The sequence below is a fragment of the Sulfitobacter sp. 1A15258 genome (genome assembly GCF_043557045.1).
GTDB classification, from domain to species: Bacteria; Pseudomonadota; Alphaproteobacteria; order Rhodobacterales; family Rhodobacteraceae; genus Sulfitobacter; species Sulfitobacter faviae.
Map to the genome: position 1 here is coordinate 270,006 of NZ_JBIFFK010000002.1, position 23,248 is coordinate 293,253.

General features: G+C 62.4%; 19 protein-coding genes. 16 read left to right on the forward strand and 3 right to left on the reverse strand.

The window, feature by feature from the left end; all coding sequences use genetic code 11:
• Positions 1–2: 2 nt before the first annotated feature.
• Both ACGYK9_RS05400 and ACGYK9_RS05405 read right to left on the reverse strand, forming a co-directional pair.
• Positions 3–1,565 (reverse strand): acetolactate synthase large subunit, encoded by a 1,563-nt coding sequence (locus ACGYK9_RS05400; RefSeq protein WP_394413474.1) that lies wholly within the window; start codon positions 1,563–1,565, stop codon positions 3–5.
• The gene (locus ACGYK9_RS05405; protein ID WP_394413477.1) at positions 1,562–2,590 is read right to left on the reverse strand and encodes a histone deacetylase family protein; all 1,029 of its coding nucleotides are present in this window, start codon (positions 2,588–2,590) and stop codon (positions 1,562–1,564) included. The genes ACGYK9_RS05400 and ACGYK9_RS05405 overlap by 4 nt, the downstream gene beginning before the upstream one ends.
• On the opposite strand from ACGYK9_RS05405, the gene ACGYK9_RS05410 reads away from it, so the two are divergent.
• From ACGYK9_RS05410 to ACGYK9_RS05485, 16 genes are all read left to right on the forward strand, one after another.
• Complete coding sequence (locus ACGYK9_RS05410; protein WP_394413480.1) at positions 2,555–3,373, forward strand: GntR family transcriptional regulator; 819 nt, start codon at positions 2,555–2,557, stop codon at positions 3,371–3,373. The genes ACGYK9_RS05405 and ACGYK9_RS05410 overlap by 36 nt on opposite strands.
• A 99-nt stretch (positions 3,374–3,472) precedes the next feature.
• On the forward strand, positions 3,473–5,047 hold the full coding sequence (locus ACGYK9_RS05415; protein WP_394413483.1) for an ABC transporter substrate-binding protein: 1,575 nt from the start codon (positions 3,473–3,475) through the stop codon (positions 5,045–5,047).
• 75 nt (positions 5,048–5,122) lie between these two features.
• Complete coding sequence (locus tag ACGYK9_RS05420; protein ID WP_271689234.1) at positions 5,123–6,094, forward strand: ABC transporter permease; 972 nt, start codon at positions 5,123–5,125, stop codon at positions 6,092–6,094.
• On the forward strand, positions 6,091–6,930 hold the full coding sequence (locus tag ACGYK9_RS05425) for an ABC transporter permease (RefSeq protein ID WP_271689235.1): 840 nt from the start codon (positions 6,091–6,093) through the stop codon (positions 6,928–6,930). The genes ACGYK9_RS05420 and ACGYK9_RS05425 overlap by 4 nt, the downstream gene beginning before the upstream one ends.
• Positions 6,927–8,549, forward strand: coding sequence for an ABC transporter ATP-binding protein (locus ACGYK9_RS05430; RefSeq protein WP_394413486.1), 1,623 nt, complete (start codon positions 6,927–6,929; stop codon positions 8,547–8,549). The genes ACGYK9_RS05425 and ACGYK9_RS05430 overlap by 4 nt, the downstream gene beginning before the upstream one ends.
• A gap of 39 nt (positions 8,550–8,588) precedes the next feature.
• A complete protein-coding gene (locus ACGYK9_RS05435; protein ID WP_394413489.1) occupies positions 8,589–9,335 on the forward strand; it encodes an SDR family NAD(P)-dependent oxidoreductase in 747 nt (248 codons plus the stop codon).
• 150 nt (positions 9,336–9,485) lie between these two features.
• Entirely contained in the window at positions 9,486–9,956 is a 471-nt protein-coding gene (locus ACGYK9_RS05440; protein WP_394413492.1) for a (2Fe-2S)-binding protein, read from the forward strand.
• A gap of 4 nt (positions 9,957–9,960) precedes the next feature.
• On the forward strand, positions 9,961–12,261 hold the full coding sequence (locus tag ACGYK9_RS05445) for a molybdopterin cofactor-binding domain-containing protein (protein WP_394413495.1): 2,301 nt from the start codon (positions 9,961–9,963) through the stop codon (positions 12,259–12,261).
• A 245-nt stretch (positions 12,262–12,506) separates the two neighbouring features.
• Entirely contained in the window at positions 12,507–12,842 is a 336-nt protein-coding gene (locus ACGYK9_RS05450) for an Hpt domain-containing protein (protein WP_394413498.1), read from the forward strand.
• A gap of 12 nt (positions 12,843–12,854) precedes the next feature.
• Entirely contained in the window at positions 12,855–14,798 is a 1,944-nt protein-coding gene (locus ACGYK9_RS05455; RefSeq protein ID WP_394413501.1) for a hypothetical protein, read from the forward strand.
• A 6-nt stretch (positions 14,799–14,804) separates the two neighbouring features.
• The gene (locus tag ACGYK9_RS05460) at positions 14,805–16,697 is read left to right on the forward strand and encodes a glycosyltransferase family 2 protein (protein WP_394413504.1); all 1,893 of its coding nucleotides are present in this window, start codon (positions 14,805–14,807) and stop codon (positions 16,695–16,697) included.
• The gene (locus tag ACGYK9_RS05465; RefSeq protein WP_394413507.1) at positions 16,694–18,109 is read left to right on the forward strand and encodes a hypothetical protein; all 1,416 of its coding nucleotides are present in this window, start codon (positions 16,694–16,696) and stop codon (positions 18,107–18,109) included. Before ACGYK9_RS05460 ends, ACGYK9_RS05465 begins: the two co-directional genes overlap by 4 nt.
• Before the next feature lie 4 nt (positions 18,110–18,113).
• The gene (locus ACGYK9_RS05470) at positions 18,114–19,079 is read left to right on the forward strand and encodes a PleD family two-component system response regulator (RefSeq protein WP_394413510.1); all 966 of its coding nucleotides are present in this window, start codon (positions 18,114–18,116) and stop codon (positions 19,077–19,079) included.
• Positions 19,066–21,069, forward strand: coding sequence for an ATP-binding protein (locus tag ACGYK9_RS05475; protein WP_394413513.1), 2,004 nt, complete (start codon positions 19,066–19,068; stop codon positions 21,067–21,069). The genes ACGYK9_RS05470 and ACGYK9_RS05475 overlap by 14 nt, the downstream gene beginning before the upstream one ends.
• On the forward strand, positions 21,066–21,425 hold the full coding sequence (locus ACGYK9_RS05480; protein WP_394413516.1) for a response regulator: 360 nt from the start codon (positions 21,066–21,068) through the stop codon (positions 21,423–21,425). The genes ACGYK9_RS05475 and ACGYK9_RS05480 overlap by 4 nt, the downstream gene beginning before the upstream one ends.
• A gap of 47 nt (positions 21,426–21,472) precedes the next feature.
• On the forward strand, positions 21,473–22,186 hold the full coding sequence (locus ACGYK9_RS05485; protein ID WP_394422431.1) for a hypothetical protein: 714 nt from the start codon (positions 21,473–21,475) through the stop codon (positions 22,184–22,186).
• A gap of 16 nt (positions 22,187–22,202) precedes the next feature.
• Here ACGYK9_RS05485 and ACGYK9_RS05490 read toward each other — a convergent pair whose 3' ends face one another.
• Positions 22,203–23,108, reverse strand: coding sequence for a LysR family transcriptional regulator (locus ACGYK9_RS05490; protein WP_394413520.1), 906 nt, complete (start codon positions 23,106–23,108; stop codon positions 22,203–22,205).
• Positions 23,109–23,248 lie beyond the last annotated feature (140 nt).

A 23,248-nucleotide genomic window follows, 5' to 3' on the forward strand; every position in this document is an offset into this window, starting at 1 on the left:
GGTTACAGCATCGCTTCGATGAGGAAGGGGCCGGGCTCTTTCGCGGCCTCTTCGATGGTGCGCATCAACTCGGCAATGTCTTCGACCCGTTTGCCCGGCACGCCCATGCCCTTGGCCATGGCGACGAAATCCAATTGCGGGCGGTCGAGGTTCAGCATGCTCAGCGCGTCGGGGCCGGGTTGGGCGCCGACGTTGTGCAATTCGCCCTTGAGGATCTCATAGGACTGGTTGGCCAGAATGATGGTGGTGACGTTGGAATTCTCGCGCGCTTGGGTCCAGAGCGCCTGAATGGTGTACATGGCCGAGCCATCGGCTTGCAGCGTGATCACCGGGCGGTCGGGGCAGGCGATGGCGGCCCCGGCGGAAAGGGGGATGCCAATGCCGATCGACCCGCCGGTCAGCGCGAGCCAAGTGTTCGGCGCGGCACTGTCGCCCGCCGGGAAAGTGGCCCCGCCGGAGGAGACGGCCTCATCCACCACGATTGCGTCTTCCGGCAGCGCATTGGCCAAGGCCGCGCCGAGGTTTTGCAGGCTGATGCCTCCCGCCTGTGGTGCCGCGGGCCGTGCGTGGTCGCGCGGGGTGGCGGGTTTCGCACCGATGCGGTCCGCCAGAGCGGCCAGCGCGGTGGCGCCATCGGCATCGACGGGAGCGAGCGTCACGTTGTGGCAATCGACAGGCAACAGCAGGCTCGGCTTGCCGGGGTAGGCGAAAAAGGCGACCGGCGGCGGGGTCTCGATCAGGATCGCGCGGCTGTAGGGAGAGAGGCATTCGAGCGCCGCGTTGATCGGATAGGGGATTTTGTTGACGGCAAACCGCCCCTGTCCGCGCTCCAACCGGCGGTTCGAAGTCGGGGCAAGGATATCGGCCCCGGTCTTTTCCGCGATACCATGCAGCAGAGCCATCGCCTCTTGGTTCTCCAGCACACCGCTGCCGACCAGAAGCACGGTCTTCTCACCGCTTTCCAAGGCTTTGACCGCGGCATCAAGCGCGGCTTCGTCCAGCGGGGCAGGGGCCGCGGGGGCCACGACCTCGGCCATCTGGCCGCCCGCGTCCCAGCCGATGTCGGCGGGCGCGATCAGGGTGGCGACCTTGCCCGGCTTGCCTTGGGCGACCGCGAGGGCGGTCATCGCATCGGCGGCAAAGCTGCCCGCATCACGGCCCGAACGCACCCAGTCGCTGAAGGGCGCGCAGGCACCTTCGACATCCGCCGACAGAGGCGCGTCGTATTTCTGGTGCCGCAGCGCGTGATCGCCCACAAGGTTGACCATGGGCACCCGCGCCTTGCGGGCGTTGTGCAGGTTGGCGGCGGCATTGGCGAAACCGGGGGCAAGGTGCAGCAGGGTCACCGCCGGTTTGCCCGCCATGCGCGCATAGCCATCGGCGGCGCCGGTCACCACCCCCTCGAACAGGCCCAGGACACAGCGCATCAGTTTGGTGCGGTCCAGCGCGTCGACGAATTGCATCTCGGAGGTGCCGGGATTGGCGAAACAGACCTCCACCCCGCCCGCATGCAGGCTGCGCACAACGCTTTCCGCGCCGTTCATATCTTTGGGGGTCTTGCTCATGCTGTGGCCTCGCGGAATGTCGTGAGAAATGATTTTGCGTTATCGGCAAGGGAGGGGCCAAGGTAGCCGCCCTCTTGGATCAATGCGGTGGGAAGGTTCAGCGCCGCCAAGCGCTGCGCCATTTCGGCAAAGCCGTCGGGGTAGACCTTCACGGCAGCCAGCGGATCGTCGGCGGCCATGTCGAAGCCCAGCGAGACGACCAGTGCCTCGGCTCCAAATTCCCGGATCGCGGCGATACCTTTGTCGAGCAGGGCCAGCACCTCATCTTGGCTCGCGCCCTGCTCCAGCAGCAGGTTCAGCGATTTGCCCGCCCCGTCGCCTTCGCCCGTCTCATCGGCATGGCCAAGGTAGAAGGTGGGGTAGGTGGCCGGATCGGGATGCAGCGAGCAAAAGAAGATGTCGCCGCGTTCATAGAGGACGTCGAGCGAGCCATTGCCGGTGTGCACGTCGATGTCGATCAGCGCGACCTTCTTGTAGGTCTGGGTGAGATGCTCCGCCGCGATACAGGCGTTGTTGAAAAAGCAAAACCCGTTCGAGCAATCGCGCATCGCGTGGTGGCCGGGCGGACGGCAGAGCGCATAGGCCGCGCGGGCACCTGCCGCGACTGTTTGGGCCGTCTCAATGGCGGTTTGGGCGGACCAATAGGCCGCGTCCCATGACCCTTCGGTCAGCGGGGTCGAGGTGTCGGTCATCCACCAGCCCAATTGCCCGTGAATGTCTTTGGGCTCTTTCCCGCGCCGCACGCCGGGGTGCATGGTGGGGATGGCCAGCGCATCCGGCCCCGCGCTTTCGACGAAACGGGCATGGGCATCGGGCAGGAAATCGACGTAGTCAGGGTTATGTACGGCTTTAATGGGGGCAAGCCCGTGGTCTTGGGGTTTGCTGATCTCAAACCCTTCGCCGATTAACATATCGCGTAGAATTTCAGCACGTTGTGGCTGTTCTTGATGCGGCATCGCCGCGCCGCGCCGAAAGTAATGTGTCGGCGCATGGCCAAGCTGGCGTTCGTCGAAAAAGACTTTCATCACATTCCCTGTGGTCTGATGTCGTTGTGGCGGAGCATTGCAGTTTTAATTTGCAGGCTCAATAGAAATGATGCATCATGCATCAAAACTGGCAGCAAGTCGGCCAGTAAGGATGAGGGCGCGATGGCCGAGATCAATCAAGTTTCATTGGGCGATGCGATCTATGATCGGGTCTGTCAGGACTTGGTGGAAGGCAGGCTTCGCCCGAATGAAAAGGTCACCATTCGCGGCTTGGCAGAGCGGTTGGGCACCAGTTCGACCCCGGTGCGCGACGCGGTACAGCGGCTCTTGCGGGATGAGGCTTTGGTCCAGCGCAGCGTGCGCGATGTGCGCGTGCCGGTGCTGACAGAGGCGCAGTATCTTGAAATCGCGAGCATCCGGCGCGAGCTGGAGGGCTTTGCCGCAGGCCGCGCCGCTGAGATGGTCGGCCCCAAGGAAATCCGCCGCCTGAAAAAGATCGTTGAGCGGAACGAGGTCGCAGCCGTGGCCGGGCGCTGGCCGCAGGCGGTGAAGTACAATCAAGAGTTCCATTTCGCGCTGGTAGAGGCGGCGAAGATGCCGATCCTGCTGGCCATTCTCAGCGGGCTATGGCTCCGCATGGGGCCGCTGATCGCGGGTTACTATGCGCAAGAGCAAATGGGGCTGGTTCGACATCATCAGGCAATTATTGCAGCCTGTGAGAATCGCGATCCCGCGGCCGCGGCTGCGGAAATGCGCGCAGACATTGATGACGCAAAGGAGGGGATCATAAGATACATCCAATCATTCACCACAGGTGAATGAGCCATCAAGACGCCGCCTATCGCGCGGCGACCACCCAAGCGACTGCAAGAAGCCGACGTCAGATCGGACGCTGCCCTTGGGCGAGTTTCAGCAAAACCAATGGGGATTTACATGCTAAAAACCACTAAATTAACCGCAGCCGTTTTGGCGCTGGCCTTGGCCGGACCGCTGGCCGCGCAAGATGGCGCGCCCAAATCCGGCGGCACGCTTAACGTCGTGATCCAGCCCGAACCGCCCAGCCTGATGATCGGCCTTGTGCAGAACGGCCCGACACAGATGGTCGGCGGCGATATTTACGAAAGCCTGCTGCGCTATGATTTCGACCTTCAGCCCGAAGGGCAGTTGGCTGAATCATGGGAGATTTCCGAGGACGGCAAGACCTATACCTTCAAGCTGCGCGAGGGCGTGGTGTTCCATGACGGTGAGCCCTTCACCTCGGAGGATGTCGAATTCTCCATGGATAAGTTCCTGCGCGAGAGCCACTCGCGGATGCGCACCTATATGGAACATGTCGAAAGCATCGAGACGCCCGATGATCACACGGTGGTCTTCAACCTCAAACAGCCCTTCGGCCCCTTCATCGGTATTTTCGAGCCGGGCACCGCGCCGATGATCCCAAAGCACATCTATGAAGGCACGGATTTCGCCAATAACGAGGCGAACAATACGCCCATCGGCACCGGCCCCTTCAAGTTCGACAAATGGGAGAAGGGCAGCTTCATCCATCTGGTGAAGAACGAAGACTATTACATGGAGGGGAAGCCCTACGTTGACGAAGTCTATTACCATGTGATCCCCGACGCCGCCTCCCGCGCGGTGGCCTATGAGACCGGCAAGGTCGACGTGCTGCCCGGCGGCTCGGTTGAGAATTTTGACGTGGCGCGCATTCAGGCGATGGAGAATACCTGCATCACCGACAAGGGCTGGGAATATTTCGGTCCGCTGTCTTGGATGTGGGTGAACAACGACAACAAACCGCTCGACGATGTGAATGTGCGCAAGGCGATCATGCATGGCGTCGACCGCCAGTTCGCCAAGGACGCGCTGTGGAACGGTCTGGGCAAGGTTTCGACCGGCCCGCTGTCGTCCTCCACGCGTTTCTATGACGGCGACACGCCGGATATCTCCTATGATCCGGAAAAGGCCAAAGCCCTGCTGGAAGAGAGCAGCTATGACGGCGAGACCATCCGCATCTTGGGCCTGCCTTACGGTGAGACGTGGCAGCGCTGGGCCGAGGCGGTCAAACAGAACCTGAGCGAGATCGGCATGAAGTCCGAGATCGTGCCCTCGGATGTGGCGGGCTGGAACCAGAAGGTTGCCGACCGCGACTTCGACCTCGCCTTTACCTATCTCTACCAATATGGCGATCCGGCGCTTGGCGTTTCGCGGACCTATATGGGCGACAATGCCGCCCCCGGTTCGCCTTGGAACAACGTGGCAAACTATCAAAACCCCGAGACCGACAAGCTCTTTGCCGAAGCGGCCCTGATGGCCAGCCCGGAAGAGCGCAAGGCCGCCTATAAGGAGATCCAAGACGCGATCGTCGAGGATGTGCCGAACATCTGGCTCTTGGAACTGGGCTTCCCCACCATCTACCGCTGCGACGTGAAGAACCCGGTCAACACCGCCTTTGGCGTGAACGACGGTTTCCGCGACGTGTGGCTTGATAAGTAACAAGAGCGACAACGCTCAAGGTCCGAGCCGCCGCGGCGGCTCGGGCATCTAACAGAACAACACGGGGCGGATAGCGTGATACGTTTCATATTGGGCAGGTTGGTCAAGGCAGTGTTTATCCTGCTGGCGATCCTTGTCTTCAATTTCCTGCTGATCCATGCGGCACCGGGTGACCCTGCGGCGGTCATGGCGGGCGAAGCCGGGGCGGCGGACGAGAAATTTCTTGCAGACCTGCGGGCGCGTTTCGGCTTGGACCAGCCGCTCTACATGCAGTTGTGGATTTACATCAAAGGCGCGGTGCAGCTCGACCTTGGCTATTCCTTCCGCCAGCAGATGCCAGTGGCCGAGATGATCGGCGACCGCCTGCCCGCGACGCTTTTGCTGACCGGCGTGGCCTTCGTGCTGTCGCTGGTGCTGGGCGTGACCGCCGGTGTTGCGGCCTCTGCCCGGCAGGGGCGGTGGGGTGACACGATCATCTCGACCTTCGCGCTGCTGTTCTATGCAACTCCGCTCTTTTGGGTGGCGCTGATGGCGACGCTGGTGTTCTCGGTCTGGCTCGAATGGTTGCCGGGCTTTGGCTATTCCACTATCGGTGCGGGTTATACGGGCCTCGCCCATGTGTTGGATGTGGCGAAACATCTGATCTTGCCGGCCTCGACGCTGGGGCTGTTTTTCACGGCGATCTACATGCGCATGACACGGGCCTCGATGCTCGAAGTCTCGCGGCTGGATTTCGTGAAAACCGCCCGCGCCAAGGGGCTGAACCGCGGTGTGATCCAGCGGCGGCACATCCTGCGCAACGCACTCTTGCCGGTGATCACGCTGGCCGGGCTTCAGGCCGGGCAAATCTTTGGCGGGGCCATCCTGACCGAGACCGTCTTTGCTTGGCCCGGCATCGGGCGGCTGATGTTCGAGGCGATCAACCAGCGGGATTACAACGTGATCCTCGGGGTCTTCTACATCTCGGCGGCCATGGTGCTGCTGTTCAACCTGATCACGGATGTCATCTATGTCATTGTTGATCCGCGGATAAGGCTGACGACATGATGAGCTTTTGGAAACGTTTCAGCTATAACCGTGGCGCGGTAATCGGCTTGGTCATCCTGACTTTCGTCATAGCCGCCGCCATCCTTGCGCCCATCCTCTTTCCGCAGAGCCCGTGGAAAATGGTGCAGCGCCCCTTCCTGCCGCCCTTCACCCAAGACGGGCTGCTTCTGGGCACCGATGCGCTTGGCCGCGATGTCATGGCGGGGCTTGCCCATGGCGCTTATGTGAGCCTGCTGGTCGGGCTGGTCTCGACCATTGTGGCGCTGGCTATCGGCGTGCCGGTGGGGGCCGCGGCGGGGTATTTCGCAGGCCGGATCGACGACGCGCTCATGCGCTTTACCGAGTTCTTTCAGACCATCCCGAGCTTTGCGCTCGCCATCGTGCTCTTGGCGATCTTCCAGCCCAGCCTGACCTTCGTCATCATCGCGATTTCCATCGTGTCATGGCCCCCGGTCGCGCGTCTGGTGCGGGGCGAGGTGCTGTCGCTCAGAACCCGTGAGTTCGTCGAGGCGGCGAGCCTCTCGGGCCTCGGCAACCTTCAGATCATCACCCGCCACATCCTGCCCAACGCACTGCCGCCAATCATCGTGCTGGCCTCGCTCATGGTGGCGCAGGCGATCTTGCTAGAAAGTTCGCTGTCCTTTCTGGGGCTGGGCGATCCGAACATCATGTCTTGGGGCTATATGATCGGGGCTGCGCGCACCGTGATCCGCACCGCTTGGTGGCTGTCCTTCCTGCCCGGCATGGCGATCCTTTTGACCGTGCTGGCGCTGAACTTGATCGGCGAAGGTCTGAACGACGCGCTGAACCCGCGATTGACGAGGAAATCCGAATGACCCTGCTTAGCATCCGTGACCTGTCCATCGCTCTGCCGGTCGGGGCCGATAGGCTCTATGCCGCGAAGGACATTAATTTTGACCTCGCCCCGGGCGAAATCCTCTGCATCGTCGGTGAAAGCGGCTCGGGCAAATCCATGTCGGCCAATGCGGTGATGGGGCTGCTGCCGCAAGGGGTGTTGCCCGAAAAGGGCAACATCACCTTCGACGGCCAGTCGATCCTTGGCCTGTCGGAGAAAGAGATGCTGAAGCTGCGCGGCAGCCGCATCTCGATGATCTTTCAGGAACCCCTCAGTGCGCTGAACCCGCTGATGCGTATCGGCGCGCAAATCGCTGAGGTCTTCGAGGCCCATGGCGCGCTCACCGGGGCCGAGCGCCGCGCGCGGGCGCTGAAACTGTTGGAGGAAGTCGGCATCCCCGACCCCGAAGCGGCGATCCGCGCCTATCCGTTCCAGCTCTCTGGCGGGCAGCGGCAACGGGTGATGATCGCCATGGCCTTGGCGTTGGAGCCGGACATTCTGATCGCGGATGAGCCGACCACCGCGCTCGATGTGACCACGCAGGCGCAGATCCTCACGCTGATCGAAGACCTGCGGCGCAAACGCGGCATGGCGGTGATCTTCATCACCCATGATTTCGGCGTGGTGGCTGATATCGCCGACCGGGTGATCGTCATGAAAAAGGGCGAGATCGTCGAGGCAGGCCCGGCCCAAGAGGTGCTGTTGAAACCTCAGCACCCCTATACCCGCGCCCTGATCGACGCGATTCCCCGGCTGACGAAGACCGAGGCCGTGGAAGAGGTCGAGCGCAAACCGCTTCTAAAAGTCGAAGGGCTGCAAAAGACATTTTCGACCGGCTCCGGCACGCTTTTCGGCAAGCGCCGGGTGGTGAAAGCCGTGCAGGACGTGAGCTTCGAGCTTTACGCAGGCGAAACCATCGGCATCGTCGGGGAATCTGGTTCAGGCAAATCCACCGTCGGGCGCTGTCTGGTGCGGCTGCTCGATCCTGACGGGGGCCGCGTGTTGATGGACGGCGTCGACATTGCAGAGATGTCGGGGCCAGAACTGCGGGCGCAGCGGCGCAAGTTGCAGATGATCTTTCAAGACCCGTTCTCATCGCTCAACCCCCGCGCGCGGGTGTCGCGCATCCTTACCGAGGGGCTGGTTGCCTATGGCACCCCGGATAAGGAGGCCAAGGCCAAGGCGCGCGAGTTGCTGGAACTGGTCGGGCTGGACGACAGCGCGATGAAACGTTTCCCGCATGAGTTTTCGGGCGGGCAACGGCAGCGGATCGGCATCGCCCGCGCGCTAGCGCTGGATCCGTCGATCATCATCGCGGATGAGGCCGTCTCGGCTCTCGACGTCTCCATTCAGGCGCAGGTGCTGGACCTGCTGGCTGAGTTGAAGACCCGGCTGCATCTGTCAATGCTCTTCATCACCCACGACCTGCGCGTCGCGGCGCGGATTTGCGACCGGATCATCGTGATGCAAAAGGGCCAGATCGTTGAGGCGGGGCCGGTCAGCAAAGTGCTGCACGACCCCGATACCGCCTATACGCGCAGCCTGCTCGACGCTATTCCGGGGCAGGACTATGAACGCGCGCTGGCGGCGGCCGATTAGGGCGCTACCTCAGCCGCTGCGCCCAAGATGGATCAGACGATGAAACCTGTGGATCACGACCAAAAGACGCTGCTGCTGACCGGTGCCAGCCGGGGCATCGGCCATGCCACGGCCAAGGCTTTCGCCGACAAGGGTTGGCGGGTGATCGGCTGTTCGCGGCAGGCGTTTTCACCCGAATGCCCTTGGCCGGGCGGGGCGCAGGACCATGTGCAGGTCGATCTCAGCGATCCGAACCAGACGATCGAGGCGGTCGCGCAGGTCAAAAGGCTTTTGGGCGGCAACCCTTTGCATGCTCTGGTCAACAACGCGGGCGTCTCGCCCAAGGGCGAGGATGGCGCCCGGCTCAGCACGCTCGACACCGATCTGCGGACATGGGGTGAGGTGTTTCATGTGAATTTCTTCGCCTCCGTAGTTCTGGCACGCGGGCTTCAGGATGAGCTTTCCGCCGGGCGCGGGTCAGTGGTGAATGTCACCTCCATCGCCGGGTCGCGGGTGCATCCCTTTGCCGGGGCGGCCTATGCCACCTCCAAAGCGGCGCTGGCGGCGCTGACGCGCGAGATGGCCCATGATTTCGGCCCCCTTGGCGTGCGTGTGAATGCGATCGCACCGGGCGAGGTCGAGACGGCGATCCTCAGCGAGGGCACCGACAAGATCGTGCGTGACATCCCCATGCGTCGCCTTGGCCAGCCGAATGAGGTCGCGCGGGCGATCTATTTCCTGTGTAGCGAAGAAAGCTCCTATGTCTCGGGGACCGAGATAGAGGTGAACGGCGGGCAGCACGTCTGACCGCGCGGCGCGCGACCATTCTGACAATCGCGTGATCAGCGCAGTCTTGCGCTGTCATCCCCGGCCATTAGACCTATGTACAGCGGCTCAATCAGGGCAGCTATACGCGCGCTCCCTTCAGGCAAAGCATACCCCAAGGGACACCACTTCATGATAAAATTCGAATTGAACGGGCGGGCGATTTCTGTCGATGCCGACCCGGACATGCCCCTATTGTGGGCGATCCGTGATGAGATCGGCCTCACCGGCACGAAATTCGGCTGCGGCATCGGCGCATGCGGCGCTTGTACCGTGCATATCGACGGCACCGCCACACGGTCCTGCATCACCTATCTCGCGGATGTAGAGGGCCTGTCGGTCACCACGATTGAAGGGCTGGACGAAGAGGGCAAGCACCCGGTTCAAGAAGCATGGCGCAACCTGCGCGTGCCGCAATGCGGTTATTGCCAGTCGGGCCAGATCATGCAGGCGGCGTCTTTGTTGCAAGACACGCCCAACCCCAGCGACGAAGACATCGACGCGGTGATGACCGGCAACCTCTGCCGCTGCATGACCTATCCCCGTATCCGTCAAGCCGTGCGCGACGCCGCCACCGCAATGGGAGGCTCCGACAATGGCTAATCTGATGTCCCGCCTGAAAGGCTCCGACAATAAATCGCAAATGACCCGCCGTGGGTTTTTGGTGTCCATGACCGCCGCGGGCGTTGCCTTTGGCTTCCCACAGGCGTCGAACGCCGCGATGAACCCTGCCGTGCCGGACGGCACACCGATCGCGCCCAACGGCCAGCCGTTTGAGCCTTCGATGTGGTACTGGATCGACGCCGAGGGTCAGGTCAACGTCAATATCATCCGCGCCGAGATGGGCCAGCACGTCGGCACCGCCATCGCGCGTATTCTGGCGGATGAGTTGGAAGTCGCTTGGGAAGATGTTCACATCACCCATGTCGATACGGCTGAGAAATGGGGACTGATGGTCACCGGCGGCAGCTGGTCGATCTGGCAAAGCTGGCCGGTCTACCGTCAGGCGGGGGCCGCTGGCCGGACCGCCTTGATTGAAGCCGCAGCGGCCAAATGGGGTGTTGATGCCTCGGGTCTGACCGCACGCGACGGTGCGGTGACCGATGGCACGCAGAGCATCAGCTATGGGGATCTGGTGGCCGAGGGTCTTGACCGCAGCTTCACCGAAGACGAGCTGGCGGCCCTGCCGCTGAAACCCCATGCCGATCTGCGGCTCGTGGGGCAGGACGTGCATCCGCTTGATCTGGATACGAAAACCACGGGGCAGGCGATCTATGGGCTGGATGCCAAGGTCGACGGCATGGTCTACGGCGTGCCGATACTGCCGCCAACGCGCTATGGCGCCAAGGTGAATTCCGTCGATGACAGCGCCGCGAAAGAGGTCAAAGGCTATCTTGAGACTGTGGTGCTGGACGATCCCTCGGGCACCGTGCCGGGCTGGGTCGTGGTGCTGGGCAAGACGCTCCATGCCGCCCGGATGGCCACCTATGAGATCAGCGTCGATTGGACAGCGGGCGAGACGGCGGATGTCTCCGAAGACGATATCCAAGCCCGCTCTCGCGAATTGATCGACAGCGATGCCGGGTCGATCCTGCATACCGAGCAGCCCGAGACCCGCGCCGCCTTCGATGCCGCCGCCGAGACGCTGGAGGCTGAATACACCACGCAATCCGTGCTGCACTTCCAGATGGAGCCGGTCAACGCGACCGTCTTCCAAAACGCCGATGGCGTTTGGGAGACCCATGCAGGCAACCAGTGGCAATCGCTGATTTTGCCGACACTAGCGGTCGCGCTGGAGGTGCCCGCCGACAAGATCGTGATGCGCAGCTATATGCTGGGCGGTGGCTTTGGCCGGCGCTTGAACGGGGATTACATCGTGCCCGCCGCGCTGGCCTCCAAGGCCGTGGGCAAGCCGGTGAAACTGGTCTTCTCCCGCGAGGAAGACGCCCAGTTCGACAGCATCCGCTCGCCTTCGGTGCAAAAGCTGCGCATGGCTTTCGATGAGGGCAAGGCCATCACCGGGATGGAGCATCACGCCGCCGCCGGTTGGCCGACGCAGGTGATGGCGCCGGGTTTCATGCCCAAGGGCGTCAACGAAGAACCCTATGACCCCTTCGCCATCGACGGTGCCGATCACTGGTATTCGGTCGGGGCGCATCGCGTGCGGGCGATCTCGAACGATCTGGCCAATGCGACCTTCCGCCCCGGTTGGCTGCGCTCGGTCGGGCCGGGCTGGACCAACTTCGCCGTGGAAAGCTTCATGGATGAGGCGGCGCATAAAGTCGGCGCCGATCCGTTGCAGTTCCGCCTGGATCACCTGAAGGCCGAAGGTCTCAACGCAGGTTCCGCCCCCAATGCGGTGGGCGGGGCGTCGCGGCAAGCCGCTGTTTTGCAGCGCGTGGCCGAGATGTCAGGCTATGGCCAGAGAGAGTTGCCCGAGGGCACGGCAATCGGGATCGCCACCACCTTTGGCCAATCGCGCACCATGCCGACTTGGACCGCCGCCGCCGTCAAACTGGCGGTGGATGCCGAAACCGGTGACGTCGCGGTCGAGAAGATGTGGCTGGCCTTTGATTGCGGCACCGTGGTCGACCCCGACGGCGCGCGCGCGCAATGCGAAGGCGCGGCGCTTTGGGGTCTGTCGATGGCTCTGCATGAGGGCACGCGGATCGAAGACGGCAATGTCGTCGACCTGAACCTTGGGTCTTACACGCCGCTGCGGATGGTCGATGTGCCTCAGATTGAGGTCGCTTTCGTCGAGAGCACGGAAGTGCCCGTGGGTCTTGGAGAGCCGGGGACCACGGTCATCGCCCCGGCGATTGCCAATGCGATCTTCAACGCCACCGGGGCGCGGGTGCGTCATCTGCCGATCACCGGCGATGCGATTCTTGCGGCGCTGGAAAGCTGATAAGAGAAGGCGGGCGCGACATGTCGCGCCCGCCTTCCATTTGGTCTGAGGGCGCCGGCTGGTGAGGTGGGGCTGCGCATTCGCTGGGCTGCGGGGCAGTTGCCTAAATTCAACGGCTCAAATTTTGAGCATTCACGCTTAAAAACTTAGAAAATCGCCCATTGCGCCATAATTCTGACAGGTTTCGAACAATAATCTAAACGAGCTATCTGGGCTTCTTTGCGGGCGGGTACGAAGGACGATCTGTGGCACCTACCGAGACATATGAACAACGCGTCGCCGCGACGCGAAAGCGCTTTATTCAAGGGATGCCGGAGCGGTTGCAGGCCGTGGCCGATGCGCTGCGCGAGACGGATGGCGCCGACCCGCGCGAGACCAAGGCGCGCAAGGTCCACCGCATGCTGCACGATCTGGCTGGCAATGCCGCGATGCTGGAATACGCCGAGATCGAAGATCGCCTGCGCAAGGGGTTGCGCGTGGCCGAAGATGCCGATGAATCCTCTGCGCCCTTGTCGACCGATGACATTCGTATAATTGAAACGGCTCTGGCCGATGCCCGCAGTGTCACTGAAGATATTTAAGAAAGCCTATCCATGAAGTATCCCGCAATCGGTTTGTTGGCGGCCCTGCTGCCGTTTCAAGTTCACGCCCAAACGGCCCCGGGTGAGGATGTGGCGAATGCCCCCGCAGAACAGGTCCAAGAGGGGTTGATCGCGCGGACCTTCGATCTGGCAGAGCTTGGCTTTCAAAATGGTCTGTCCTTCCGGCAGCTGTCGGGCAATGCGACGATCTATATCCCGCTGCCCAACCCAGATGCGCTGAGTTCGGGCAGTTTGCAGCTTGAGCTTGAACATGCCGCCACCACCGAGGTGGATCGCTATTTGCAGGTCTCGGTCGCGGGCCGTCCGGTAACCTCGCAGGCGTTGCCCGATGGGGCAGGGCGCCTCAGCGTTCCGGTCCCGCTCAGCTCCGAGGACGTGTCGGGCGGGTTCATCGCCGTGGGCCTGTCCTATTCCGGGGCTTTCAGCGATCGGGTCTGCGTGGACGAACGCGCTTCGGGCGATTTTCTTGAGATCACGGCGGCTTCTTCCGTGACCTTGCAATTGGACCCGTCTGAGATCGACACATCGGCGGCATTCGCCGGGCTGCGCCCTGCGGATACGCGTCTGGCCATCGGGGGCAACGACTCCCTCGCCGCCTTGGCCGCTGCGACCCGCGCCGCTGCGCTGTTTGACGCCGAGGCCGGGCGGCTGACCTTTGGCGGCGACGGGGCCAGCACATCCGGCGCATGGTCCGAAGGGGTCATCCAACTGGACGTGACCACCTCGGGCGCGGCGAGCGAGATGGCCGTGGACAATGAAGCCGGGCTGCCCGTCTTGAACCTGCGCGGCAGCGATCCACAGGTGGGGCTGTGGCAACTGGTCTCGGAGTGGTCGCCCCTGTCGAACGAAGGCGCGACCGTGGTCGATGTAGCAGGGGGACCGGCCCGTTTTGACGACCGTTTGCCGCTGTCGGCGCTGGAGGGCGACCTCACCCCGCGTCCCGTGGTCTCGACCGAAGACTTCTTCGTGCCGTTCCAATCCTCCGACCTTCCGGCGGGCAAGGGCGTGTCTGGCGTGAACCTGCATGTCGCCGCAGCGCTTGACCCCGAAGGGCGGGGGGCGACGGCCTCGGTCTTTCTGAATGACACGCTGTTGGGCAACCGCCCCCTTGGCAGCGGCAAGCCCGAGCAGCTGACCTTTTCGGTTCCGAGCGGCCTGCTGGGCCGGGATAACCTGCTGCGGGTGTCGATCCAGCGTCAGCCTTCGGGCGGCGAGTGCCGGTTCAAACCGCAGGGCTATCCGGCGCAAATCCTGCCCGGCAGCGCCCTGCTTCTTTCTGATGCCGCGCCGCAGGATCAGGACTTTTTTACCCTGCGACAGGAATTCGCCGATGGCGTTCAGGTCGTGCTTGACCCCGCGCTTTCGCTTGATTTCGCGCAGACCCTGCCGTGGCTTGCAGGTGTCGCGGGCAGCGTGATCCCCGACCGCGCCCCCATCCTGCCGCGCGCCTCTGTCGAGGCGCTTGAGGGGGATGAACCCTTTTTTGTAATCTCTGACCAGAACCCCGGCGATGCAGAGCCGCTGATCACCTTCGATCAGGGCCGGATCGAGGTGCGCGACCGTCAAGACAACCTGATCTATTCGGGCGAAGACCTGTCGCGGCTTGGCGTGGTGCAGATCGTCACCCGGGGCGACACCCGTGGCCTGTGGCTGCGTCCTGGCAATGGCCCTGCACCAGAGCTGACGCCCGAACGCCCCATGATGCTGGACCGCGGCGATCTCGCGCTGATCGGGCAGGAGGGGGTGATCCTTGCCACCGCCACCGACCGCAGCCCGCTCGTTGATGTCGTCTACCCCGACCGCACCAGCCTTGCACAGATGCTGGCCAAATACCGCCCCTGGATCGTGGGGGCCATCTGGGTGCTGGTGACACTGCTTGTGCTGATCGTGTTCCAGCGCGTCTACCGCGCCCGTCGCGGCAAAGACGAGACGTAAGCCACCGTGCCGTTGGATGCCGAAAGCGAAGCCATTGGTTCGCTGCTGCTTGACCGTGGCGCGTTAACGGCGGAACAGCTCGACGCGGCAGAGGATTTGGCCGAGGAGTGGAATGTCTCGCTGGTCAAGGTTCTTCTGTCGCGGCGCTGGCTGACCACGCAGACACTCTACCGCGAGATCGCCTTTTACCACGGGCTGACGCTGGTCGATCTGATCGAGGACCGAGCCGATGACGATCTGGTCCGCCAGTATGATCCGGTGGTGATGAACCAATTCATGACGGTGCCGATTGCCCGGGCAGAGGATGGCACGCTGACGGTGGCCACCTCGCGCCCCGGCCCGCGCACGCTGCTGCATATCCGTGAGGTCTATGGCTCTGGCGTGACCATCGTCGTGGCCTCGCATTTCGATGTGTCTTGGCAGTTGCAGCGCGCCTTCCGCGAAAAACATTCGCATGAGGCGGTGTTTGCGCTGGCCGAGCTTGACCCCGACATGTCGGCGCAGAACGTCGTGACCCCGCCGCAGATCTTGGTGATCTACCTCATGATCTCGGCGCTGCTGCTGGGGCTGGCCTTTGCCCCCGTGGTCACGCTGATCGTGCTGAACGTCCTGCTGACGGTGTTCTACACCGGCAACTTCCTGTTCAAAGCGCTGCTGGTCTGGCTCGGCGGTGCTGCACAGGAAACATCATCGCGGGCCATCGCGGCCGAGGCATCGCTCCTGCGCGACGAAGACCTGCCGATCTATACCGTGCTGGTGCCGATGTTCCGCGAGCCCGAGGTGCTGCCGATCCTTGCCCAAGCGCTGCGCAACCTCGACTATCCGCTGGCCAAGCTCGACATCAAGATCGTGCTGGAAGAGGGCGACCACGAGACCATCGACGCGGCGCGCAAGCTTGACCTTGAAGGCGTGTTCGAGATCATCCGCGTCCCGGCTTCCCACCCGCAGACCAAGCCGAAGGCCTGCAACTTTGCGCTGCGCTATGCGCAGGGTGATTTCCTCGTAATCTTCGACGCCGAGGATAAGCCCGAACCGGATCAGTTGAAAAAGGTCATCGCCGCCTTCAACCAATCCGCACCCAATACCGCCTGCATCCAATGCCGTTTGAACTATTACAACGCGCGGGAGAACTGGCTGACGCGGATGTTCACGCTGGACTATTCGCTGTGGTTCGACTTGATGCTGCCGGGGTTGGAGCGTTTGGGCGTGCCGATCCCGCTGGGCGGCACTTCGAACCACTTCCGCATGGACGTGCTGCGCGAATTGAACGCATGGGATCCCTTCAACGTGACCGAGGACGCCGATCTGGGCATTCGTCTGACGCAGAAGGGCTACCGCGTGGGCGTCATCGATTCCACGACCTTTGAAGAGGCCAATGTCTCGATCCCGAACTGGGTGCGCCAGCGCTCGCGCTGGATCAAGGGCTATATGCAGACCTTTCTCGTCCACAGCCGCAGACCCATTCACCTGTGGCAATCGGTCGGGGCGGCGGGCGTCTTTGGCTTTGTCTTCTTCATCGGGGGCACGGTGCTCTCGGGTCTGTTGAACCCGGTCTTCTGGTCGATCTTCGCCATCTGGCTGATCTTCGGCACCGAGGTGATTACCCCCTATTTCCCGCTCCCGGTGCTGTACCTGTCGCTGGTCAACCTACTGGCGGGCAACGGGCTGCTGATCTACCTTACGATGGTCGCGCCCTTTAGGCGCAGATGGACCGATCTGGCGCCTTGGGGGATCACCGTGGTGGGCTATTGGGTGCTGATGACCGTGGCCTCTTACAAGGCGCTGTCGCAGTTGATCTTCAACCCGTTCTACTGGGAAAAGACCCAGCACGGCCTGTCCAAACACACCGCCAATGAGGTCGCCGAAGCCAGTGCCGAAGCGACGGAGGCCGCGCAATGATCCGCGCCGCCTCATGGTCTTTCGGCTTTGTCGCGCTGGCGTTGCTGCTTTTGCTCACCCTCGGCTGGACCGAGGCGCATGGCTTCCTGTCGATGGACGTGACCGACCTCTGGGCCAAGTCGATTGTGCAGATCGAGGGGCCGGCGCAGTTCAAGGCAAGCGATGCTTTCTACCCGCCCGTGCCCTATGCGTTGTCGCTTTTGGGGCAGGCGGTCTTGCCCGATACGCAGGTGCCGGTGCCCTTCGTGCTCTCCGCGCTGGTGGGGGCAGGGCTGTTGGTCCTGTGGTTCCTCAACCTGCGCGATACGGGCGGCTTTTCGGGCGTAACCTCGGCGCTGGTGGTGCTGCTTTTGGCGCTGAACCCGTTTTTCCTGCGCGCCTTGGCCGATGGGCCAGAGACGATGTTTTGCATCTTGGGCACATGGCTTTTCGCGCGCGGGATCGTCAATCTGCGCCTCACGGGCAACGCGCCGGATATGATGAAAGTGGCCGTGGGACTTTTGGTGGTGGCCCTGTCGGACAGCTACGGCCTGATGCTTTGCCTCGGGGCGATGCCCTTCATGATCGTCGCGGCACGGCCCAGCATGATCGCGGTCTCCTCGACCGGCTATCTGGTGGCGATGTTCTATCCCGTGGCCGCCGCCGTGGGGGCGCTGATGTTCGTCAGCATGATCTTCGACAGCCGCCTGATCCCACTATTGTCGGAAAGCGCCACGCCGCTGACCTTGCGGCAGCATCTGGTCATTCTGGCCGGGCTTGGCCCGGCGGCTCTTGTGGCGATCCTGCGCAATATCATGGTGCCGCGTCTGTTCATGCCGCTCTTGGCGGCGGTGGGGGCGGTGCTGGGCGGCTATACGCTTAACGTCTTTTTCCATGTCGAGGGCGACCCGGCCATGGCGCTGGCGCCCATGTTGGGGGTCTTGGCCGCCGCGATCCGCTTTTGGCCGAACCTATCCTTGCGTGAGCCGATTGCCATCGCGCTGTTGGCGCTGTCGCTGCTGACCTCGGCGGTTGTGATGCGCCATGTCGCCCATGACGAGACCCGCGCTTGGACCAACGCGATGCTCGGCGCGGAAAACGCAGCGTCCCGCCCCGCGCGAGAGGTCGTTTCGTTCTTGCGCGACAAGTCCGATATTATGGTAGATGTTGAGAAAAACCCCGAGATCGTCGTCGGTCTGGGGAATATCGACCGGCTGGTGATCGCCGGAGAGCCTGCCTACGACTGGGCGCTTGAGGGGGGCGTGCCGCGCACAAGGTACATCGTGGTCCCGCAACAGGCGGAAGGGCAGGCCACAGCAGACAGAATTCTGCGCAGGTTCCCGCAGCTGAAGCAATCGCAGATGCCGGGGTATGAGGAGGTTTTTCAAAACAGCCGTTGGCGTGTTTTTGAAAGAGTTAACGAGTGGAATTAAAATCATGAGCCCACGAATTATCGCAGTCGACGACTCGGATATCGCGCAGGATTTCATCAGCGCGACGCTTTCTGAGCTTGGCTTTGACGATGTCGTCAGTTTCATCGATCCGCGCAGTGCACTCGACGCGATCGAAAGCGATGAGGCCACGGCGGACCTGATCCTGATGGACATAATGATGCCCGATATTGATGGTATCGAGCTATGCGCCCGTATCCGTGCCTTGGACAGATGGAGCGATGTACCGATCATTATGCTGACCAGCCGAACAGACATGGGGTCTCTCTCCGAAGCCTTCATGGCGGGGGCCAACGACTATGTCACAAAACCCTTCAACCGGATTGAGCTTCAGGCCCGTATGCGCAGTTGCCTGCGGCTGAAATCCGAGTTGGACCGCCGCCGTTCGGGCGAAAACCGCAGTGCGCGCCGTCGTTCCGCGCCGAGCGTGTCAGAGGCCACGGTGCCCAGCCTTTTGGGCAGTAAATCCGGGTTTCAGGGGCATCTCATGTCGCTGTCGCCCGCGATGCAAAAAGACCTCGGCTTGATCGTCTTCCGCATTGATGGCGACCGTGACCAATCCGATGCGGCGCGCGCGCAGCGGCAAAAGCTTCAGCGCCGCGTGGCCGGGCTTTTCGGCAAGGTCGAAATCCCCGCGCAAGACGGGTTCGCCCATTGGGAGGATGATCTTTTCGTCTATGGCGCGCTCCACGCGGATCGCGCCCAGCTTGAAGCGCGGGCGCAGCAGTTTATCTCAGCCGTGGCTGAGGCTTCGGCCACCGTGAAAGAAGGCTGGACCTCGCGGCCCTTGAGCGTCAGCGCTTGTGTCGTGCCGCCCTCGGACGCGGCTGTCGCCACCTCGCTTGCGCGGGGCATTCAAGGCGTCGAAAGTGCTGGAATAACAAGCGCGCCGGGCAGCATCTGCCTTGCCGCCAATGACATAGGACACCAAGCCGAGAATGGTCAGCACTGAGCCCACCAATAAAGCTGATGCGGAACCGTCTTCGCGCGCGCAGACCCTGTTCTGGGCGCTGATTTCGGCTGCCGTTCTGATCTATTTCGTGGGGCTCGCGGTCCTGACCTGGTCGGACTACAAACGCGCCACGACCCGGGCAGAGGTGGAGCTTGAGCATTTCGCGGAGCTTTACGAGCAGGCGGTCGATGCCTCTCTCTCGGTTGCGAATGTGCGGATGTGGGGGCTGATCGATGAGCTGTCGACCGCGCGTCTGAGCAACCCCGCGCAGTTCGAGGCGCAATACGGTGATCTGATGAATGCCGCCGTGCAGGAGACCGAGCAGGTCGATGCGCTTGTGCTGATCGGCGCCGATGGGGTTGTGCTTTGGGCCACGGTGAAGCCGCTTATGGGCCAGTACCTTGGGGACCGGGCCTATTTTCAGGCGGCGATTGGCCTTGATGTGGATGAATATACGGTCGGGGTGCCCATCGTGTCGCGGGCCACAGGGCGGCGGCTGACCCCGATTGCATGGCCCTTGATCGGCATGGATGGCCGGTCGCGCGGGGTCTTGGCGTCTTCGCTGGGCGAGGATTACTACTCGCAATTGCTGGCAATAGATGGGTTGCAACATGACATGTATGTCGAGGTGGTGACCTCCAACGGAGAGCGGGCCTTTGTTTCGGGGCGGCCTCCACGCGACCCCGATACGCCCGTGTTCCGCGCCCGCAAGGAGATTCCGGCGCTGGACCTCTATATCGACGTGACGCGCAGCAAGCCGGCGGTGCTGCAAAATTACTGGCAGCGCACCTTGGTTTTCGTGGGGCTTGCCACGATCCTGTTCCTGACGGTGATCAACGCGGCGATCCGCGCGCGGCGGCAGTCGACCCAATTGGCGCAGGCCCTGCGCACTTCCGAACGGCACCGCGAACGGATCCGCGTGGCGCAGAGCGAATTTGACGCGATCTTTGAGAATGTCGGCGACGGGCTGATCGTCTATAACGACAACAACAAGCTGCACCGCTCCAACCGCAAGGCGCGCGCGTTGATGGGTGTGTCCTCAGACATCGAAGCCGTGCAAAAGCTGCGCGGCATGGTCCCGCCCTTTTCGCAAATGGACGAAGACGTCGCCGTTCACCGCATTCAGATCACCACCGCCGAGAACGAGAGCGTTGCGGTGCAATGCCGGGTGATGAAGCTGCATCTGCATGGGGATTACATCGCCTATAACGTGCTTCAGGACATCTCTGCCGAAGAGCGGCTGGTGGCAGCGCGCACGGCCTTTGTCACCTCGGTCAATCACGAACTGCGCACGCCGCTCACGTCCCTCGCCGGGTCGCTCGAAATCCTGCATGACCGCTTTGGCGACAGCATGCCAAAGAACGCGGGCAAGCTATTGTCGATGGCCACCCGCAATGCCGACCGGCTGTTGGTACTGGTCAACGATATCTTGACCCTTCAGGCGATCGACCAGCGCCAACTTAGCATCCAGACTGAGCGGGTCGCGGTGTCGGAAGTGCTGTCGGAAGCCATCGCGGCCAACACCGGCTATGGGGTAAACCGCGACGTGCAACTCGACATCCACACAGGCCCCGACGCGGCGCAGGAGGCCTATGTGCGGGTCGATACCGTGCGCATGCAGCAGATCTTCTCCAACCTCATTTCCAACGCGGTGAAATATACCCCGCGCGGCGGCACGGTAAAGATCGGTGCCGAGGTGGACGACCAGTGGGTCACGTTCTATGTCTGCGATGCGGGGCCGGGCATCCCAAGAGCCGCCCATGATCGTATGTTCAAAAGGTTCGCTGACCCTGTGCACTCTCGCGAAAACCAAGCGAATGGGACGGGGCTGGGGCTGGCCATCACGCGGGAGTTGGTGTTGCGACAAGATGGCGATGTGAGCTTTGAGACACGCTCGGAAGAAGACGGCGATGAGAACCCCGGCACCACGTTCTATGTGCGTTTCGCCCGGGATACAGGCGCCGCGCCCAAGCAGGGGGCATCGGCATGAGAGTGTTGTTCGTTGATGACGAGGATGACATCCGCGAGTTGATCGAGTTTGCGATCATGACCGAAGATGACATCGAACCGACCTTCGCGGCGACCGGGCTCGACGCGATTGCCACGATGGAGACGCAGTCTTTTGACGTGATCATGCTGGATGTGATGATGCCGCCCCCCGATGGTATGGAGGTGCTGCGCTGTGCGCGGGCCAATGCGGATTTGGACGACACGAAGATCGTGATGTGCACCGCCAAAACCTCGCCCGAGTCGGAGAAGAAGTTTCGCGACCTCGGGGCAGATCACATTCTGCACAAACCGTTCAAACCGCTGAAGCTCGCGGCTTTCATTCGGTCGATCGTTTAATACCTCATCGCTCAGCCTCTCGCGGCTCTGAACACGCGGAACTTACCATGCGCAAAACAGCGAAAATGCCTTCTGACCTCACGCGGCGGTTCTTACCCCGCCTTGTTGTCCTCTCGGCCATCGGTACCATCGCCCTCCCGGCAAGTGAGGTGGCATCGGCGGCTTGGCCGCGGGGCGAAGACAAAAGCTTTGTCACCCTGTCCTATGAGACCACCGCAGACGGCCCCGACTTTGGTGATTTCGGTGCGTTTTACTACGAATACGGGGTGACCGAGAAACTGACTTTCGGCCTCGACATCGGCAAGACCCAGAGTGGGGGGCAGGTCAGCGCCATCGCCTTTCTGCGCTATCCGCTGGAGCTCTCGGGCGGGGACAATGTTTTCGCCGCCGAAGTCGGTCTTGGCTGGGCCGAACGGGATGGCAGCGCGGTGGCGGCTCTGCGGCCCGGCCTGTCTTGGGGGCGTCCGGTATCGGGGGCTTGGGGCAGCGGCTGGCTGGGGGTGGAAAGCACCTTTGCGATCTACGAGGACGGTGAAACACTGGGCAAGATCGACAGCAGCTTCGGCATCAACCACGAGAATGGCAACCTGTCCATTTTCAAGCTGGAGTTCGCGGCCCCGTCAGACGGGGATGAGACATTGGCCTTTGCGCCGTCGCATGTGATCAAGGTCTCGGAAAACAGCTTTCTGGAACTGGGCTTGTCGCATGAATTCACCGACGCTGTGACCAAGGTCAAAGTCGGGATCTGGCACAGCTTCTGACGCGCTTCGGGTCTGCTCAATCCCGCCAATCGGGGCGGTTGCCGAGGTGGGCAATCAGAAAGTCGATGAAATATCGCGTCTTGGGTGTCAGCACGTTGGAGCGCGGATAGACCAGCCAAAGCACCGACCGGTCGTTCATCCGCCAGCCCGGCAACAGCCGCAGCAATCGGCCCGAGGCAAGCTCGTCCGACACGCTCCAAAGCGAGTTGATCGAGATGCCAGCCCCCGCGAGGGTCGCTTCGCGTTGCGCATCGCCATCGTCCATGATCACGCGGCAGGTCATCTCATGCGGGTTGAGCGTGGCGGCTTCGCCCTCCGGCCCGATCAGCGCGCGGGGCTCAAGATCACCCCAAGCGATCAGGTGATGATCCCGCAGCGCGGCGGGGGTTTGGGGCAAACCGTGGGCCTCCACATAAGACGGTGCGGCGCAAAGAACGCGGGTGTCATCGGCCAGCTTGCGCCCCCGCAGGCTGCTGTCGGTCAAGGGCGCGCTGCGCAGGGCAAGGTCAAAACTGCCTTCGATCGCGTCGAACCGGGTATCGGAGAGGCGCAGATCGAGGGTCAGTTCCGGGTAGGTCTCGTGGAATTCCGGCAGCAGCGGCATGATATGACGCTGGGCAAAGCTGCTGGGGGCGGCGAAGCGCAGGATGCCCTTGGGCCCCGCCTTGGTCCCGCCCAGAATGGCCCGCGCGGCATCGGCTTGGGCCAATATCTCACGCGCATAGGGCAGAAAGTCCGACCCATCGAGCGATAGCGAGACCTTCCGCGTCGTGCGCCGCAAAAGCTCAACCCCGAGTTCTTGTTCAAGCTTGGCCAAACGCGCGCTGGCGACGGCCGGGGCCATCCCCAAAGCGCGCCCGGCGGCTGAGATGTTCAGCCGTTCGGCAGCCATGACGAAAAGGCGAAGGTTGTCGATATCCATGGGCCGCGGTCCTTGCTGCGGATCATCCGCTGGGTCAGCATATAGTGCTTGGTATTATATTCAATAACGAGAAACTGAACTCAAGTTTCATCCGATTATCTGTCGCGCCATGTTGGCCTATCTCTGTCTCAACGCAATGT

What these genes read in the sequence shown, in the direction of transcription:
- ACGYK9_RS05490 (WP_394413520.1), bottom strand. Translation starts at nt 23,108, where the DNA reads ATGGATATCGACAACCTTCGCCTTTTCGTCATGGCTGCCGAACGGCTG.
- ACGYK9_RS05440 (WP_394413492.1), top strand. Translation starts at nt 9,486, where the DNA reads ATGATAAAATTCGAATTGAACGGGCGGGCGATTTCTGTCGATGCCGAC.
- ACGYK9_RS05455 (WP_394413501.1), top strand. Translation starts at nt 12,855, where the DNA reads ATGAAGTATCCCGCAATCGGTTTGTTGGCGGCCCTGCTGCCGTTTCAA.
- ACGYK9_RS05485 (WP_394422431.1), top strand. Translation starts at nt 21,473, where the DNA reads ATGCGCAAAACAGCGAAAATGCCTTCTGACCTCACGCGGCGGTTCTTA.
- ACGYK9_RS05415 (WP_394413483.1), top strand. Translation starts at nt 3,473, where the DNA reads ATGGGGATTTACATGCTAAAAACCACTAAATTAACCGCAGCCGTTTTG.
- ACGYK9_RS05400 (WP_394413474.1), bottom strand. Translation starts at nt 1,565, where the DNA reads ATGAGCAAGACCCCCAAAGATATGAACGGCGCGGAAAGCGTTGTGCGC.
- ACGYK9_RS05410 (WP_394413480.1), top strand. Translation starts at nt 2,555, where the DNA reads ATGGCCAAGCTGGCGTTCGTCGAAAAAGACTTTCATCACATTCCCTGT.
- ACGYK9_RS05445 (WP_394413495.1), top strand. Translation starts at nt 9,961, where the DNA reads ATGTCCCGCCTGAAAGGCTCCGACAATAAATCGCAAATGACCCGCCGT.
- ACGYK9_RS05425 (WP_271689235.1), top strand. Translation starts at nt 6,091, where the DNA reads ATGATGAGCTTTTGGAAACGTTTCAGCTATAACCGTGGCGCGGTAATC.
- ACGYK9_RS05435 (WP_394413489.1), top strand. Translation starts at nt 8,589, where the DNA reads ATGAAACCTGTGGATCACGACCAAAAGACGCTGCTGCTGACCGGTGCC.
- ACGYK9_RS05405 (WP_394413477.1), bottom strand. Translation starts at nt 2,590, where the DNA reads ATGAAAGTCTTTTTCGACGAACGCCAGCTTGGCCATGCGCCGACACAT.
- ACGYK9_RS05475 (WP_394413513.1), top strand. Translation starts at nt 19,066, where the DNA reads ATGGTCAGCACTGAGCCCACCAATAAAGCTGATGCGGAACCGTCTTCG.
- ACGYK9_RS05470 (WP_394413510.1), top strand. Translation starts at nt 18,114, where the DNA reads ATGAGCCCACGAATTATCGCAGTCGACGACTCGGATATCGCGCAGGAT.
- ACGYK9_RS05465 (WP_394413507.1), top strand. Translation starts at nt 16,694, where the DNA reads ATGATCCGCGCCGCCTCATGGTCTTTCGGCTTTGTCGCGCTGGCGTTG.
- ACGYK9_RS05480 (WP_394413516.1), top strand. Translation starts at nt 21,066, where the DNA reads ATGAGAGTGTTGTTCGTTGATGACGAGGATGACATCCGCGAGTTGATC.
- ACGYK9_RS05430 (WP_394413486.1), top strand. Translation starts at nt 6,927, where the DNA reads ATGACCCTGCTTAGCATCCGTGACCTGTCCATCGCTCTGCCGGTCGGG.